Genomic DNA, 16,994 nt, shown 5'->3' with positions numbered 1-16,994 from the left:
GCCCCGCGGCCCCCCGCGGCCGCGCCCGCGCGGCCCCCCCACCTGCGGGGTTCGACGGGGCTACAGCCCGCCGGTCTGGAGCAGTCGGTTCGGGGAGCCCCCCGAGACGACCAGTTCGCCCCTGACGGTGTGATCGGTGATCCAGGTCGCGATGGCCGCCGGGGTGGCCGACGGGGTCTGGGCCCTGGCGAGGACGGCGACTCCGGCCACGTGCGGGGCGGCCATGGACGTGCCGTTCAGGGCGATGCTGTCGCCGCCGAGCCTGGCGGAGATGATGGCCGCGCCGGGAGCGTAGAGATCGAGGCATGCGCCGAAGTTCGAGAAGTCCGTCTCCTCGTCCAGGTGGTTGGTGGCGCCGACGGTCAGCACGTCGGCGGCGCTGGCGGGCGAGACGTTGCAGGCGTTGATGGCGTCGTTGCCCGCGGCGAACACGGGCAGCACGCCCCGGGCGGCCAGGGCGGTGGCGGCGTTGTTGACGGCGGTGTTGCGCGGGCCGCCGAGCGAGCCGTTGAGCACGGCGGGCTGGACGGCGTTCTGCGCCACCCAGTCCAGGCCGGCGATGATGCCCGACCAGGAACCCGAACCCTGGCAGTTCAGGACCCGGACGCTGACCAGGGAGGCCCCGCGCGCCACGCCGTACCGCCCGCCGGCGACGGTGCCGCCGACATGGGTGCCGTGGCCGTTGCAGTCGGCGCCGCTCCGGCCGTCGCCGATCGCGTCGAAGCCGGGCCGCGCCCGGCCGTCGAACTCGGCATGCCCGAACTCCAGACCGGTGTCGAGGATGTAGGCGGTGGCACCCTTGCCGTCGCCATTGACGTTGAACTGGCTGTTGAGCGGCAGATAGGGCTGGTCGACCCGGTCCTGGCCCCAGCTGTACGCGACGCCCCGCGCGGCGGCCCCCCTGGCCTGCACGGGTCCCACGGTGACCGTGGCGTCCTGCTCGACGGTGGCGACGCCCGGCAGCTTGCGGACGGAGTCCAGCTGAGCGGCGGTCAGCTTGGCCGCGTAGCCGGAGAAGACGCGGTTGTAGGTGAAGAGCGGCTTCACGCCCGGCACCTGCTGCGCGGTGACCGCGGGGGACTGCCCCGCCTTCAGGGTGACGATGTACTGCCCCGGAATGGCCTTGGGGGAGGTGGAGGTGGTGAGAGGGGCGAGCGCGGGGCCACCCGAGGGGGAGGGTGCGGAGTGGGCCGAGACCGACAGGGGCCCGGCGATCGCCAGGACGGCGGAGACCGCCGCCGCGAGGGCGAACCTCATTCGTGTACGCATGGGCCTGAGATGAACACGCTGAAACGATCAAGGTCAATCACCATACGTGACTGTCGATCACATTACGTAGCGAAGTGTTCAATGCGCCCGCTGAACGCAGTAACCCCCTTCGGGCGGGGAACGGTCGCGCCGCCCCGGTAGCGAATCCCGTAGGGGAGCCGATACCGGCCCCGGGACCGAACGGACGCGTGAGTAGGCTCGTCCTCGCTCATCACAGACCGGGGGAGTTCGCGCATGCAACGTCTACGCCACGACGACCCCCCATGGGCCGGGCCGCACATCCTCCTGGCCCGGCTCGACCCGGAGTCCGATCGGACCGTTCCCGAACGCCGCTTCATCGGCCGCAGCGCCGACGGCGACCGCACCTACCTCGCCCGCCTTCCGCTCCCCGGCGCGGACCCGGCCCGCTGGTCGATCGAGGCGGAGGGCGCCCGCCGGCTCTCGTTGCCTGGGTTCCTCCCGGTCGAGGAGATCGGCGGCACGGGGGACCTCCCCTGGTGCACGACGCCGTACGTCCCCGCCCTCCCGCTGCCCGCCGCCCTGCGGGCGCACGGCGGTCCGCTGCCCGAGCCGACCGTACGGGCCCTGGGCACCGCCCTCGCCGAGACGCTGGCCATGGCCCACGCCCATGGTGTGACGCACGCGGGCCTGTCCCCCGCCGCCGTCCTGCTCACCACCGAAGGCCCCCGCCTCAGTTGCTTCGGCGCGGTACGGGCCGCCGCACCCGACGGTGAGCAGCGCAGCGGCCTGCCGGGTCTGGACTCCGGCAGCCTCGCCCCGGAGCAGGCGTCCGGTGGACGGCCGCGGCCACTGGGCGACGTGTACGCCCTGGGTGCGGTGCTCGCCCATGCGAGCACCGGCCATACCGTGCCCGAAAGCCGGGAACTGCCCACCTCGCTGCGTGCCGTGATCTCGGCATGCCTCTCGCGTGATCCCGCGAAGCGTCCCCAGGCACACGAGGTCCTCGCCCACCTGGGGCACGGCGCCAGTGCGGCGGCACATCGGGCCACGGTGCCGGACACACCCACGGCGGCACATCGGGCCACAGTGCTGGACGCACCCACGCCGGCGCATCCGCCCACCGCTCTGGACGCGGTCGCTCCGATTCCCCTGCCGGCAGCCGTGATCGCCGCGCTCGCACGCCAGTCGGCGCAGGTCCTTGCCGCCGAACTCCCTTCCCCTGCTGCCCTGGACTGACGGCTGATGTTCTCCCCCCTCACCCACGACGACCCGCACGGCCTCGGGGCGTACCGCCTCATCGCCCGCCTGGGCAGCGGCGGTATGGGCACCGTCTACCTCGCCCGTTCGGCCACCGGCCGTACGGCGGCGCTGAAGACGATGCACCCCCACATCGCCACCGACCCGGCCTTCCGCGCCCGCTTCCGCCTCGAGGTGGACGCCGCCCGAGTCATCGGACCCGTCCACGGTGCCCGGGTCTTCGACGCCGACCCGCAGGCCGAAACCCCGTGGCTGGCCACCGAGTACGTCCTCGGACCGCCCCTCGACGACGCCGTCGCCCTCGCGGGCCCGCTCCCCGAGCCGGCCGTCCGCGCACTGGGTGCCCTGCTGTGTGCGGCGCTATCCCAGCTCCACGCCTCGGACGTCGTCCACCGGGACCTCAAGCCCTCCAACATCATGATCACCGCGGACGGCCCCAAGGTCATCGACTTCGGCATCGCCCGGGCCATCGGCGACGACCGTCTCACCCGCACCGGTGCCGCCGCGGGCACGCCCGCGTTCATGTCCCCCGAGCAGGCGACCGGCCAGGAACACACCTCCGCCGGCGACGTCTTCGCCCTCGCCGGGGTCCTCACCTATGCGGCGACCGGCCGTGGGCCCTTCGGCGGGGGACAGCACGCGGACCTCCTCTACCGCGTCCGCTACGCCGAGCCCGACCTCACCGGCGTACCGTCGGCCCTCGTTCCGGTCCTGACCCGCTGCCTCGCCAAGAACCCCGCCGACCGCCCCACCACCACCGAACTCGCCGCCCAACTGCAGTACGGGCAGGGCGACTTCGCCGCACACCTACCCGAGCCGGTACTTCTGGAGATAGCCCGGCGCGCCGGCGGCGTCTGGCGCGCGCGGCCGCACCGCCTTCCGGCGCCACCGGACCACGCCCTCGCCCACGCCGAGACCTATCCGGGCGCCGAGCCGACGCCCGCGTCCACCCTGTCCCGCCGCAAGCTCCTTGCCCTCGGGGGAAGTTCGGCACTGGCCGCGGCAGCGGTCGGAGCCTGGGCCTGGCTGGGCCGTCCGGAGGGCACCCCTTCCGGCAACTCCGGCACCACGCCCACCGCGTCACCGGAGAAGCCCACATGGGACCTCGTCTGGCAGGTGCAGACCAGCTTCGCCGACCCCCTCATCCCTCCCGCCCCGCTCGTCCTGGACGGACTGCTCCTGGTGGGGGAGTACGGCGTGAAGGGCCTGGACCCCGCGACGGGGGAGGCCAAGTGGTCGGACTCCGACCTCTGGTTCATGCGCCGGACGGCCACGGACGGCAAGAAGATCTACGCCGCCGACTACACCCTCGAAGAGACCGACCCGCTCACCGTCTCCACGGTCGATCCGGCCACCGGGAAGATCGGCGACCCGTTGAGTGAGCTCAAGGACCTGAGAGCGATCCTCTACGGGACCCAACTGCTCTGCGCGACGAGCGAGACCGTCTTCCTGGCAGCAGGACGAGGCCCCCATACGAAGAGCGGCTTCCACAAGGACCAGACGTGGTTCCTGCTGGCCGTCGACACCCGTACGGGCAGGAAGCTCTGGGATGTTCCGCTCCCCGCCCGACCCCACGCCTCCGAGCGCCTGCACTTCCTGTCCGCCCGGGCCGTGGGCGAGTACCTGGTCCTCGTCCAGCAGTCCGCGGACGGAGAACCGCGCCTCGTCGTCCACGACGCACGGACGGGCAAGGCGCTCTGGAACCGGCCCCTCGGCGGGGAGCAGCCGCCGCTCAGCAGGGCCCACCTGGCCGTGGACGGCCGACACGTGTACCCGGCGGCGGGTGAACTCGTCGCGCTCGGCCTGGCGGACGGCAAGGAGGCCTGGCGCTTCGAAGGACGGACTCCGGAAGCGCGGTTCAGCCCCGCGGCCGTCGACGACGGCGTGGTGTACGCAGTGGAGGAAGGCCGCGGAATGGTCGCGCTCGACGCCGCGAGCGGCACCCGGCGGTGGACGGAGAAGACCCGCGCGGTCACGGCCGAGGACCTCGACACGCCACCCGTGGTCGGGATCGCGTACGTGTACAGCAAGGCGTCCTCCGGGCTGATGGCCGCGGACATCCGAACCGGCGCCGTCTCCCGCCCCTTCAAGGCCGCCAAGGCGCGGTACTTCGCCCACGAGTCCGCCAAGCGGCTCATCGCCATCGGCGACGAGTACACCGCCGCGTACCCCCTCGCCTGAGCTAGCAGAAAGCCTCACACGCCATGAAGCCCCTGCAATCCGGAGACCCGATCCGACTGGGCCCGTACCGCATCCTCGCCGTGCTGGGCGAAGGAGGCATGGGCAAGGTCTACGTCGGTCAGGACGGCGAAGGGCGCGCCGCCGCCGTCAAAGTGCTGCACCCCCATCTGACGCACGACGCGGACCTCACGCGTCGGTTCGTCCGCGAGGCGCAGATGGCCAGGGCGGTCACGAGCGGATCCGTGGCCCGTGTCCTGGACGCGCAGACGGAGGGCGGCCGCCCGTGGATCGCCACCGAGTTCCTGACCGGTCCGACACTCGCGGACGCCGTCCGTTCCCACGGACCGCTCGACGAACCGACGATACGGTCCTTGGCGGCGGCGCTCGCCCGCGCGCTCCGGGACATCCACGCCGCCGGGCTCGTCCACCGCGACCTGAAGCCCGCCAACATCGTGCTCACCGCGACGGGCCCCCGCGTCATCGACTTCGGCATCGCCCGCCCCGAACACGGCCTCACGCTCACCACCACCGGCCAGATCCCGGTCACCCCCGGCTACGGCGCGCCCGAGCAGGTCCTCGGCCGGCGGGTCGGCCCGCCGGCCGATGTCTTCTCCCTGGGCGCCGTCCTGGTGTACGCGGCGAGCGGGCAGCACGCGTACGAGGGTTCGCACGTCGCCGCCGTGCAGTACGAGGTCGTCCACGGCGCGCCGCGCCTGGACCGCGTACCGCCCGTGCTCCAGCCGCTGATCGGCCCGTGCCTCGCCCAGGACCCGGCGTCCCGTCCGCTGCCGGACCAGATCGTCCGGTCCTTCGACCCGCCCCGAGGCGCCGAACGCGCGTGGCGGAAGGGACCGATCGCGACGGACATCACCTACCGCGAGCAGGGCCTCCATCAGCTGACGACGGTGGTGGGCGGGGTCGCACCACGCTCCGTCTCCCGTCGCCGCCTGCTGACGGGCCTCGCCGTCGGCGGCTCCGTGCTCGCCGTCGGTGGCGGCACCGCGGCATGGTGGAGCCGACGGGCGGGCGGGGGCGGCCCCTTCGACATCCCTCCTGCCGTTGCGACACCGCGGGCCCGCGTCCTGGACGCGCAGAAGGGCGACTACGTCCTCGGCGAGAGCCCCGAGCCGCTCTGGAGCATCCCCTCGGCCCTGGCGGACGACTCGCCCGCGCCCCTCCCGGTGCGGGACGTCCTCGTCGTCGGAGCGCCGGGCGGCGGCATCGCCGCGCGCAGCGTCGTCGACGGCAGCCTCCGCTGGTCGGCACCCAAGACCGTGGCCGCGCAGCGCTACCTGTCACTCTCCGACCGACTGGTGGCGGCCACCGACCGGAACGGCACCCTCGTGACCTTCGTCGCCTCGACCGGCGAGCCGAAGTGGACGTCTCCCGCGGAAGCCGCGTCGCTCGTCGCCGCGGACGACGACGCCGTGTATCTGATCACCAAGGACAGGCGTGTGCGCAGCATCGGCCGGTCCGACGGCAAGATCCGCTGGACCGTCGAGGTGGCCGCGGATCTCGGCACGAACGCCGCGTCACGTGGATCGGCGGCTCACGGCCGACTGGTCATCGCCGCGTCGGACGGAGACGTCATCGCCCTCGACACGGCCGACGGCGGCGCGGCATGGGACCGACGCAAGCAGTCCGCGGACGGCCGGGCCCAGCTCGCCCTCTCGGACCGCACTCTGATCGTGACGGGAAAGCACCTCTCGGCCCTCGACATCGTCGGCGGAAAGGAGCTCTGGACGGCCAGGAACCCCGAACTCCCGAACGCAGCCGCGGTCTCGTGGGGCCCGCCGACCATCCACGGCAACCACGTGTACGCGTCCGTCCTCCAATTCCCCCTCCGCTACGACCTCCGGACGGGAGGGGGAACCGACTGGGCCTTCGGCACCCTCCTCGAATGCGATCCGCCGAGCCCCCTGGTCGTCCAGGGAAGCGGCCTCTGGTCGGTCACCGTCAACGAGAAGGAGGGCGGCATCAACGTCATCGACCTCGCCCCCGGGACTCGTCCGTCGTGGGTGTTCCGCATGATCAAGAACCCCGACCGCTACTGGATCACCGGCGACGCGAACCGCGTCTTCGTCCTGGACGGCACGACACTCGGCGCCCTGCCCGTGTTCTGACTACGGCGCCACATCCCCTGAACCACGAAACCCCAGGCCGGAGATGTTCCGACCTGGGGTTGGGGCGTTGAGAGACCACACCTTCGACGGGCCGGTGCCCCGGCTTCCGCGGTGATCTCGCGGAAACCGGGGCACCGGTAGGTGGGTCAGCGGCGGTGGTGGTGGTTGTTCCAGGACTTGGTGTCGACGGTGCGGCCGCGGTTGTCGCGGAGGGTGGCCTTGTCGCGGTTGTTGTCCCAGACGTAGTCGCGGCGGTCCTGGAACAGGTCGGTGCGGGTGTCGCGGCCCTCGCCGGTGTGGATACGGACGGTGGCGCGGCCGGCGAGGCGGTAGTCGTTGAAGCGGTAGCGGTTGCCGTCCTCATCCCGCAGGGTCCAGCCCTTGAGGTTCACCGGGTGGCGGGTGGTGTTGGTGAGCTCGACCCACTCGGCGTTCAGCGACCGGTTGGACCGGTTCTCGCGTCCGGGGCTGTCGGCCTGGACGCGGCTGATCTTCACCTGCGGGTTCCGGTGGCGGTCGCCGTCGTGGGCGGACGCCGGCAGGGCGACGGCGGAGACGATCGCCCCGGCCGCGAGGGCGGTGGCGGCGACGCGGCGGGCGGTCGAAGAAGCAGACAAGTGATGTCTCCTCAAGAACGGTGCTCCACCAGCCGATACAGCTGGTGAGAGCGGTGCGGGTCCCGGTCCGGTGCGGGCCGAGGACCCAAACTCTGCAGCCGCGTCGGCCGCGCCGGGAGGCCTGCTGAGCGGCGTTACCGGAAGCGGACATTTCCGTAACTGTCGGTTTCATCGGGCACGCATATGCGACAGGCGTGACCCTGACATTCACTGACTGCTACACCCACCCGTTCAACGATCAACAGCAAGCCCTTGCCGGCTCCGGCGCACCGCCGGTCGCACCACCCGGCGCACTACGCCAACCGCCTGACCGGGCCGGGTAACAGCCGTTCCGCACGTTTCTTCGCACAACCGGACCGACCTCGCACACCCGGACGACGAAAACGGCTACGGCCCCGCACGACCCGAGAGGGTTTGGGCGCGGGGCCGCAGGGTGATGCGAGCGCTGTGTGCGGGCCGGAGTTCACAGCATCCGTTGAACCACAAAACCCCAGGTCGGATCAGATCCGACCTGGGGTTTTCGTGGAGCCGCCTTCGGGATTCGAACCCGAGACCTACGCATTACGAGGGCCCGCAAGATCATCCCGGGTTGTGCTGGGCGGTGCCGCCGAATCCTGTTTTCGCTGATCAGAGGCTTGCGACCCTGATCGACGTGACGGCTGGTCCACCCTGGTGCCGCCCAGTCCGCTCACGCAGCGCTCACGCAGCGGCGACTGCTCCACGACGTCACAAGATGGGCGGGCGGCCACCTATACAGGTCATTGGACTTGGGGCTTCGGGCTCGGCCCGTGCCCGTACATCGGCGCCGCCCTTGAAGGAAGGCGGCCCGCGCTCTCAGCAGACTCTCGAGGGTCGACACCCGCGAAGCCTCCCGAGGTTGAGCGAACGACATTCCGCGTATGCGCTGCGCGACCGCGGGGTAATCACAGTCAGGCGCAGTGGGGCGTGGACATGCGCTGGCCACAAAGGCAGGGGCGTTCCGCCTCCACTGCGGCCACCATCCGGACTGCCGAGCTCCGGCCAAGGTTATGGGGGGGAGATACCACCTTCGCTTCAATGCGCTTCGATCCCATCGATGCGGACGGCGACAGCTCGAGAAGAGCCTCTTTGGACGCGAGTGGGGGCTTGCGGCTCGCCCGCCCGTGGTACTTGATATGAAAGAGCGAGATAGAAGCTCGCCACATGTGGATGTCGGATTCGTTTTAGATTGCCCGAAAGAGGCGGAATGCGCGAGCTCTATGCGTGTCAGCTCCTACTAACCGGCGACGAAGAGTCCCCAGGGGACACTCTCAACCGAGCTGAGAGGCTGATCCGCGAGTGGGTCAGCCGACCGACCCACCTCGCCCCCGAGTTCCTCATCGAAGGGCAGCACGAGGCGAGTGGCGGACACACGGTGGCTGTTAGTCGCTACGCGCCCACCGAGGATGGCTCGTCGGGTTGGAGCTGCTTGTGGCACTTTCCCGGCACGGACGACCCTTCGGTGCGATGGACGTTGAGTCTGGCGCTCGCAGCCCAAGGGAAGGCCGCCTGCGCAACCGTACGAATCGGCCTCCAACAGAGAAGCCATAGCTTCCAGCTCCGCCGACCCAACTATCAATTCTCTGCGCCGGCAATCGTTCGCACTCTCCTGCGAGAATTCGAAGTATCTGATGCGGGTCGACCAACAAGGCCGACACACACGACGCTTCGCACGGGCGACATTCCCGAGTTCGTCGAATGGCTGACGAACGACCAGCGTGCACTTCCAGTTGTCGTTGCCACAAATTACCCTTCAACCGGGCAGCCGCTCGTCGATTTGAGGAAGTTGGCCAAGGAACTATCCGGGCTCGCTCATGTCGTACACCTCTCCACTCACCTTGCTGCGCGCGCATTGAGCAACAGAGTGGGGGCAGAGCGCTCCGCTTGGCAGGGGGCAGTACGCCTGTATTGGCCGAAATTCAAGGCGGACGCAAACCCATATGAACACAAGTATTGGACGCCTAGTCGCCTCCTTGAGGATGATGAGGCACTAATCGACGAGCTGAGGCGGTGGCTGGGTTCGGTAAGCGCCGCGTCGGTACCCGAGAATCCTGCTCTTGGCTGGATGCGAGCGGCACGCCGGAAGGCGCTTGCCGAGAGCGGGGACATCCCGCATTGGGTTCAGGAGTACATCGAAACCACCGACGCTGAGCTGCGCGGGCTTCGGGAGGAACGCGACGATCTCAAGGAGGATCTCGCCGCCGCCCTGACGGATGTCGCTGCAATGCGCGAACAATACGCGCTGGTAAGTCAGTACTCCACTAAGCCCGCTGCCGATGATGGCCAATCAGCCACGCCGCGCGATGCGAACGTATCGACCCTGACAGCGCCCGAGGCTTATGAGCATGCCAAGGCGGAAATCGGCGACGATCTCGTCTTCCTTCCAAGCGCTGACGCAAGCATCAAGAAGTTCTCCGAATACAGGGATCCGGAGAAGCTACACAGAGCCCTCTTGGACGTTGCCGACGCTGGCCGGCGGTGGGGCGACGGGACCCTCGGGAAGCCCTTCGGTGAGTTCTTCGCCGATCTCGGCTATGGATATTCCGCAAAGAATCCTGCGGCACGCGATCGTCGGCACAAGCGTCACTATGAAGTGAAGTACAAGGACAATCCAGTTGTCATGGAACCACACCTCAAAGTTGACGAGTCCACCGGCCCCGATCAGTGCCTTCGCATCTATTGGTACCTCGACGAAAGCGACAAGGTGATCGTCATCGGACACGTGGGACGCCATCTACCGGACTGACGCTCTTGGCTCGCGGCTCACTGGATCTCGGTAACAACGTGTTAGCGATCTTCTTGTGGAGCCGGTCTGTCAACGTCGGGATCGGCCGGAAAGAACGCGATTTCGGTGAGCCGATCTCGCTGTGCCGGCAGCGCCTTCCTCCTGCCGCCGTCCCGCCCAGAGTGCGGCACAACCGTTGAGGTTTCCGCGCCGGGCGGGACGTAAGTTACCGCAAGAAGGGGTCACGCCTCGGCGATGACTTCCTCGGCTGCAACGTCCGGCTTGACCTCGCCGCCCAGCGCCTCGGCGATAGCCTCAAACTCGGCGAGGGCGGCCTGAAGGTCCTCCACGATCTCTTGGGCAATGACCTCGGGAGGAAGCAGGCTGTCGGCGTCGTCGAGCGCCGGATCCTTCAACCACGTGACGTCGAGGTTGACCTTGTCACGGGCGATGAGCTCCTCGTACGTGAACCGCTTAAAGCGGCCGTCCTCGGTCTCCTTGCGCCCCGAACGATCGTCGGCGCTATACGCCTCGATGAAGCTGGCCAGGTCAACAAGACGGAGCGGTCGCTGCTTCAGCGTGAAGTGCATACCCGTCCGAAAGTCGTACACCCAGACCTCGGAGGTGTTGGGAATCTCGTCTGCCCGCGGGGGCTTCTTCTCGAAGAATAGGACGTTCGCTTTGACGCCACCGGCGTAGAAGATTCCCGCAGGAAGGCGCAAGATCGTGTGAAGGTTGAACTCCTGGAGGAGCCTGCGGCGGATCCTCTCACCAGCCCCACCCTCGAACAGGACGTTGTCTGGCAGGACGACCGCCGCCCGGCCGTCCATCTCCAGCAGCGACATGATGTGCTGCAGGAAGTTCAGCTGCTTGTTGGTCGTCGTCGCGCGGAAATCGAACCGGTCGTAGGAAATGTCCTCTCGGTCGGTCTTGCCGTCCGTCCCCACAACAGTGATCGCCGACTTCTTGCCGAACGGAGGATTGGCGAGGACGAGCGAGGCACGCCGAACCGGTGCGTCCGCAAGTGCATCGCCCGTGGCAATGAGGGAGTCGCCGCCAGCCTCACCAATGCCGTGCAGCAGCATGTTCATCGCGGCAAGGCGGGCAGTTCCGGGGACTAGCTCATTGCCCCAGATGGTCCCCTGGCCGAGTGCAAGGCGCTGCTCACGGGAGAGCCCCTGGAGGTGGTGCTGGCGAATATAGCTGTGCGCCGCGATCAAGAAGCCAGCAGTCCCGCAAGCCGGATCGGTGATCGTGTCTGCGGGGCCCGGTCGCATCACCTGGACCATGGCGTCGATCAGGGGGCGCGGTGTGAAGTACTGGCCAGCGCCAGTCTTGGTGTCCTCGGCTCCCTTGGCGAGCAGTCCCTCGTAGGCGTCACCCTTGAGGTCAGTGCCCTCCAGTACCCAGGCGGTCTTACCGATCAGCTCGACAACTAGCTTTTCGAGGAGGGCGGGCTCAGTGATGCGATTCTGGGCCTTAGCAAAAACGGTGCCCAACGTGGTGCCAGGGTGCTTGCCGAGTTCCGTAAGCACCTTACGGTAATGCGTTTCCAGCTCCTCTCCACGCTTGGAGACAAGCGACTGCCAGTCCAAACCTGACGGCACGATCGGATCAGCCGCCTCCTGGGCAAACGGATCGGCTGCCAGCTCGTCAGCCATCTTCAGGAAGAGCAGATAGGAGAGCTGCTCAACGTACTCGATGGTCGACAGACCGTTGTCGCGCAGGACGTTGCAGTAGTTCCAGAGCTTGGCGACGAGAGAGCGGGTTTGCGGGTCAGCTGCGCCGACGAACGTCGGAACGGCTTCAGTGGACCTCATGAGATCTCGAACTCCTGCTGAATGACTTCGTTGGGGGGCAAACTAGTGGGGACATCCTGCCCTGGGGGTTCCACGGCCATGGCGGCCAAAGGCGCGCGGCCTGAACGGGCGCCTCCCTTGCCTGCGCGCCTGGCACCATCAGCCTGCTCCGCTCGAATCTGCTCCAAGAAGAACTGGACGGGCTGCGCCTTGGGATCACGGTCAACGAGACCACCCACGAATGCAGTCCGCAGGAGGGCTGCCCGAAGATGCTCGGCCCGGGACTGCACACGAGAAGCCATCTGCTGCGCCCGAACAAGCGGGGGCAGCTGCACATCAAGGAGCGCCAAGATCTCCCGCTGCCGCGCAATGGAGGCGACCGGGACTGGCGTCGCCCCCAAGATCTTCTGGTTGATCTTATAGATCCCCGCGGTAGTCCGCGCATTACCCTCAATATGCCGACGGATTATTTGCGAATTCCAGACAGCCTGAATGAATTCCGGAAGAATTACCTCCGGGTTTACGCGAATCCTGATCATCGTGTCTGGGAAGGCGACAGGGAAGGGTCTGCGGGTAAGCAGGGCCCCTCTCCCGACCAGCCTCTTTGATCCGTTTCCTCTACTGACGAGGAAGTCCCCCCGACTGACCAAAAAAGGGGCAGCATCTTCAGCAGACCAGCGACCTTCTTTGTGTTCGGCGAGATTCAGCTCATTAGACTTTAGGGCGGTGAGCCGCAGGACGGGAAAACCACCATCCTCAGTCGGCACAGATCGACCATTAATCAGAGGAGAAGAAATTAGCTCCGACAGTGGGCGAAGAGTGACACCAGAGAGCAACTCGGCAAGAATTCGCTCCGAAAGTCGCGAGCTTCGAGAGCGCGCAAGCGTCAATTGCCCCAACGCATTATCGAGCCGCGAGACGCTACCCTCAATGGAGTCAGCGATCCTTTGCTGCTCTTCAATCGGAGGGAGCGAGATAGGCCAAGATTTGAGGATTGTCTGACTAATATTCGGCTGGGCGCCCCCTTTACCTGCCCGCCGAAACGCATCTCGCTGAGACCTCAGATACCAGAATAGGTACCTAGCGGTCACCAACCCAGGCTTAGGAATGGCAGACGCGACAGCCTGGTTCGTAGTTAGCGCTTGACCAGCGATCCCGAGCTTACCAATGGTCGCGCCGTACATAGCGATCATGACGGCACCTTCGGGGATCCACTTTGCAGAACTTTCCTGGAGTCCGTCCAACGTCAACGTAGAGGAGGTGAGTTTCACTACCCCGTCGTTAAGGTCACCGCTAACAACCCACGGAATATCTCCACCATAATAGCGAGAAACACCGCTTTTCGGAGTTCCTCCACTACCCCAGTCAGCCACCTCTCCTAGGGTAGCCGCTACCCACCCAGGCGGAAATTCCGTGTCACTCAAGCCAGTTCTCGATTCAGCTCATTCAAAAATTCATGTGGATCCCGTGCCGGAAATGCCAGAGCAAGCCCCACACCACCGCCGCGTCCTGCGAACGGCTCAGCTCGGAAGTCCGCGGGAGCAATACCGACATCGCTGGCAACAACATCGCGGATGGCCTCCAGCCACCACATCTGGTCCTCTGTGAACTCCACGCCGACCTGCCGCTGCCGGAGCAACCAGCCTTCGAAGCGTTCCTCCACCGTCTCACGGTACGGCTTCAGCTCCGAGTCCACGCCGAGCTCGTACCGGATGAGCGAGATGAGGTCGGGCACGCCGGCTTCCCTGCCGGTCCGCTCGGTCGCACGGCCGAGGTCCTCGTAGTAGGTCCACAGGACCTGCGGGGTCCAGGCAAAGTCTGGACGCCGGATCTTGTCGGCCAGCTCCTTGAGCGCCGCGTATGCCTCCGTTGGGGCAACGGAACGTGGACTGGAAACCGCGATGGAGATCGCGGCAATCTTGTCACGCTCCTCCTCGAGGAGGCGGCTCCAGCGGTCGACCTGCTCCTGGGCCCGTTCCTCTCGGGGGATCGCGTGAACGTCGGTGACGGCGACCGCAGTGGTCTCATCCATCACATAGTCCTTGTCCCGGCGGATCTCGATGATCAGCTGGCGCAGGTCAGGGCTGGCGGTGAGGGGGGCGACGGCGGCGGCGATCAACGCGTGGGCCGCCTTCTCACCCCCCTCCGCCTGGGCCCGGTCTTGCCTGTCGGGATCAGCGGCCTTCATGATCGCGCCCGCGATGTCCGAGAGTTCGAGGCCGCCTGCCGCCTTGGTGATCTGGTCGCGCTCGCCAGCGTTGAGCTGCTGGTTCAGGCGGGCGAGACGGCCAGCGAGGATCTCCGCCTCCGAGGCACTGATCGACTTGGTGCCGGCCTTGTCGAGGAGCTTGGCCAGGGAGACCTGGCGCTCCCCGGCCGGAACGAGCGGCCGTGCGTCCACAAGCGGGGAGTCGGTAACGCCAACTGCGTCCACGAGGACGAAGCGCTCCTTGCGCACTCGCTCATCCCCGCCAGGGGTGACCTCACGCAGCTCAGTGGCGTCGATCGTGCGGGCACCTCGTCCCTTCATCTGCTCGAACAGGACCGCGCTGCGCACTTCTCGCAGGAAGATCACGCACTCCAGCGCCTTGACGTCCGTGCCGGTCGCGATCATGTCAACGGTCACGGCGATCCGCATGCGCGGGGATGTCCGCAGGGCACGGATTAGCTCGTCAGGGTCCTCGCCAGCCTTGCGGCTCTTGTACGTGATCTTCTTGGCGAACTCGTCTCCCCGCCCGAAGACCTCCTTGGCCTGAGCAAGAACGTCCTCGGCGTGGTCCTCACCGACCGCGAAGATCAGCGTCTTGGGGACTTCTTTGCGGCCTGGGAACCACCGCTGCCAGTTATCCCGATATGCGGTGAGAACGGCTCGGATCTCATCGACGGCCACCACGGAGCGTCCGATCTGACGTGTGGTGTAGGTGAAATCGTCCGCCAGCTGCTCGTAGCGCTGGTAGCGGGTCTTCCGGTCACGGATCTTGACCGTCGTGCCCTCTTCTATGGTCGCGCCGCCGTTCTCCCGCAAATCTGTGTGGATGCGGATGACGTCGAAGTCGACGTTGACGCAGTCGGCTACGGCCTGCGCGTAGGTGTACTCGGAGACGAGATTTCGGCCGAAGAAGCCGAGGGTCTGGAGGGTCGGCGTGGCGGTGAGCCCGACAAGGTGGGCGTCAAAGTACTCCAGCACCGCGCGCCAGAGGCCGTAGATGGAGCGATGGCACTCATCCACGATGATCAGGTCGAAGGACTCGATCGGCACAGCCGGGTTGTATCCGACCTCAATGGGCCTCTCAGTGGCGTAGGACTGTTCATACGCCACGTCGTCGTTCGCCTCGTCGACCGGATCGTCGTCGACGAGGTGCTCGCCGGTGAGCAGGCGGTACATCTTCTGGATCGTGCAGACCACCACCGAGCTGCTGTCCTGCAGCCCTGCGGCGCCCAGGCGCTCGACGTTGTAGATGTCGGAGAACTTGCGGCCGTCATCCGGGGTCGTGAATTTCCGGAACTCGTCTAGCGCCTGCTTGCCCAGGTTGTTACGGTCCACCAGGAACAACACGCGACGGGCTCGGGCGTGCTTGAGCAACCGATACGTCTGGGCAACGGCGGTGAAGGTCTTGCCCGCACCCGTCGCCATCTGAATCAGTGCCCGCGGCTTGTCTAGGGCAAGCGAGCTCTCAAGGTTCTTGACCGCCTCGAACTGCGCCGGCCGCAGGCCGTTGCGGTGCAGCTCCGGAACACTGCGCAAGGCGGCGCGGAAGGTCGGGGCTGCCGGATGCTCCTCAGCCCGCCGCATCCAGTCGGCAATGGTCTCCGGCTTGTGGAAGGCAAACACCTCACGAGACCGCGCCTCAGGGTCCAACCGGTTGATGAAGTACGTCTCGGTACCCGTGGTCGCGTATCGGAAGGCGAACGGCTCGTCCTCGCGCCACACGGCGAGCCGGTGCTCCTTGAGTACTCCGCCCGCGTAGCGGTCGTTCTGCGCGACCGCGCTGGCCAGGTGCGTACCCTCGCGCTTGGCCTCGATGACGCCAGCGATCTGTCCGTCCACGTACAAGACGTAGTCGGCCCGTCCCGTGGCAAGCGTGAACTCACGCACGGCCACGCCCGGGCCTGCCATGGGGTTGACCTCGCTGCGGTCCTGCACCACCCAGCCGGCGGCGTGCAGCAGCTTGTCGATCTCCTTACGAGCTTCGATCTCATTGAGCGGGGCCCGCCGCTGTGCGCGGTGGATGATCGCATCGCGGGCTGCCGGATCGACCTTGCGCGGGGCTTGGCGGGCCTGTTCGTAGGCGGCTGTCTGAGTAACACGCATCTCGGCGACCTGCGCCGACAGTTTTTCGATCTGGGCCAGGAGCTCGGCGTTGTTCGCGCTGGCACTCGAGATAAGGCGCTCCGCCTCGGCGCGTGCCTTCCGCTCGGCCTCCAGCTCACTCGCAGACTCAGTGAGGCGTGTGCGCGCCCGGGTCAGGGCCTCACGATGCCCATCGAGTGCCTCGTTCAGCTCCGCGGCCTCGCCCGGATCCGAGATGCGCTCGATCGCCTGCGGGTCCGTGGGTGGCACAAATTCCGCAACCGTGCGGCGGTCAAAGATCGCATCGTGGAACCAGAGACCGAGCTTGTAGCAGACCTTCACAGCGTCCAGCGCTCGCGCTGTGTCGAACAGGTGGGCGTGGGCAGCCTTGTTGCGATCCACCCGCAGCTGATCGAAGTCCCGGCGCGTCTCAGGGATCAGGACGCCAGCTCGCGTCAGGGCAGTCAGCCGGTCGATCTGGCGATTGCCATCCACGCGCATGCCGATCCGAGTGATCAGCTCCTCTGCGAGGACTTCGCCGAACTGGCCCGCTTGGACGAGCGAGGAGTTCGGGTTGGTGAAGACCGTGGCTTCGGCCTGGGCGCCGTAGAGCGACAGCAGAGGCTTCAGTGGATAGAGGATGCCGAAGTTCGGAGAGGACTTCGCCAGATTCTTAAGTCGCTCGTCCATGTCCCCCACCAGCTACTCCATCCTCGTGGCACCGGCCATTGATGCGTCCTGCTGTGTCGAATC

The 16,994-nt window shown here is 67.1% G+C and carries 9 protein-coding genes; 4 read left to right on the top strand and 5 right to left on the bottom strand.

What is annotated here, in order from left to right:
• Positions 1-60 precede the first annotated feature (60 nt).
• A complete protein-coding gene (locus ACFVZW_RS14755) occupies positions 61-1,269 on the bottom strand; it encodes a S8 family peptidase (protein ID WP_384520879.1) in 1,209 nt (402 codons plus the stop codon).
• A 234-nt stretch (positions 1,270-1,503) separates the two neighbouring features.
• Between ACFVZW_RS14755 and ACFVZW_RS14750 the strand changes: the two genes are divergently transcribed.
• Genes ACFVZW_RS14750 through ACFVZW_RS14740 form a run of 3 tightly spaced genes read left to right on the top strand, consistent with a single transcriptional unit; the run spans position 1,504 to position 6,791 of the window.
• On the top strand, positions 1,504-2,466 hold the full coding sequence (locus ACFVZW_RS14750; RefSeq protein ID WP_384520877.1) for a serine/threonine protein kinase: 963 nt from the start codon (positions 1,504-1,506) through the stop codon (positions 2,464-2,466).
• A 6-nt stretch (positions 2,467-2,472) separates the two neighbouring features.
• Entirely contained in the window at positions 2,473-4,668 is a 2,196-nt protein-coding gene (locus ACFVZW_RS14745) for a serine/threonine-protein kinase (RefSeq protein WP_384520874.1), read from the top strand.
• 23 nt (positions 4,669-4,691) lie between these two features.
• A complete protein-coding gene (locus ACFVZW_RS14740; protein ID WP_384520872.1) occupies positions 4,692-6,791 on the top strand; it encodes a PQQ-binding-like beta-propeller repeat protein in 2,100 nt (699 codons plus the stop codon).
• A 146-nt stretch (positions 6,792-6,937) separates the two neighbouring features.
• Here ACFVZW_RS14740 and ACFVZW_RS14735 read toward each other — a convergent pair whose 3' ends face one another.
• The gene (locus tag ACFVZW_RS14735; protein WP_384520869.1) at positions 6,938-7,408 is read right to left on the bottom strand and encodes a lamin tail domain-containing protein; all 471 of its coding nucleotides are present in this window, start codon (positions 7,406-7,408) and stop codon (positions 6,938-6,940) included.
• Between the two features lie 1,225 nt (positions 7,409-8,633).
• Here ACFVZW_RS14735 and ACFVZW_RS14730 point away from each other — a divergent pair.
• Positions 8,634-10,172: a hypothetical protein gene (locus tag ACFVZW_RS14730; RefSeq protein WP_384520866.1), complete on the top strand. Its 1,539-nt coding sequence runs from the start codon at positions 8,634-8,636 to the stop codon at positions 10,170-10,172.
• Between the two features lie 221 nt (positions 10,173-10,393).
• On the opposite strand, the gene ACFVZW_RS14725 is transcribed toward ACFVZW_RS14730, so the two are convergent.
• Genes ACFVZW_RS14725 through ACFVZW_RS14715 form a run of 3 tightly spaced genes read right to left on the bottom strand, consistent with a single transcriptional unit; the run spans position 10,394 to position 16,931 of the window.
• Complete coding sequence (locus tag ACFVZW_RS14725; protein ID WP_384520864.1) at positions 10,394-11,971, bottom strand: N-6 DNA methylase; 1,578 nt, start codon at positions 11,969-11,971, stop codon at positions 10,394-10,396.
• Positions 11,968-13,374, bottom strand: a complete 1,407-nt coding sequence (locus tag ACFVZW_RS14720; RefSeq protein WP_384520862.1) for a restriction endonuclease subunit S — start codon at positions 13,372-13,374, stop codon at positions 11,968-11,970. The genes ACFVZW_RS14725 and ACFVZW_RS14720 overlap by 4 nt, the downstream gene beginning before the upstream one ends.
• Positions 13,371-16,931: a DEAD/DEAH box helicase family protein gene (locus ACFVZW_RS14715; protein WP_384520861.1), complete on the bottom strand. Its 3,561-nt coding sequence runs from the start codon at positions 16,929-16,931 to the stop codon at positions 13,371-13,373. The genes ACFVZW_RS14720 and ACFVZW_RS14715 overlap by 4 nt, the downstream gene beginning before the upstream one ends.
• Between the last annotated feature and the right edge of the window lie 63 nt (positions 16,932-16,994).

The organism is Streptomyces sp. NPDC059567 (assembly GCF_042735655.1).
Taxonomy (GTDB): Bacteria; Actinomycetota; Actinomycetes; order Streptomycetales; family Streptomycetaceae; genus Streptomyces.
Note: the sequence above shows the minus strand (reverse complement) of the source record. Positions and strands in the feature narration are given on the sequence as shown.

Bases quoted from the DNA above. Each gene is read 5' to 3' on its own strand.
- ACFVZW_RS14755 (WP_384520879.1), bottom strand. From the start codon at position 1,269: ATGCGTACACGAATGAGGTTCGCCCTCGCGGCGGCGGTCTCCGCCGTC.
- ACFVZW_RS14750 (WP_384520877.1), top strand. From the start codon at position 1,504: ATGCAACGTCTACGCCACGACGACCCCCCATGGGCCGGGCCGCACATC.
- ACFVZW_RS14745 (WP_384520874.1), top strand. From the start codon at position 2,473: ATGTTCTCCCCCCTCACCCACGACGACCCGCACGGCCTCGGGGCGTAC.
- ACFVZW_RS14740 (WP_384520872.1), top strand. From the start codon at position 4,692: ATGAAGCCCCTGCAATCCGGAGACCCGATCCGACTGGGCCCGTACCGC.
- ACFVZW_RS14730 (WP_384520866.1), top strand. From the start codon at position 8,634: ATGCGCGAGCTCTATGCGTGTCAGCTCCTACTAACCGGCGACGAAGAG.
- ACFVZW_RS14725 (WP_384520864.1), bottom strand. From the start codon at position 11,971: ATGAGGTCCACTGAAGCCGTTCCGACGTTCGTCGGCGCAGCTGACCCG.
- ACFVZW_RS14715 (WP_384520861.1), bottom strand. From the start codon at position 16,931: ATGGACGAGCGACTTAAGAATCTGGCGAAGTCCTCTCCGAACTTCGGC.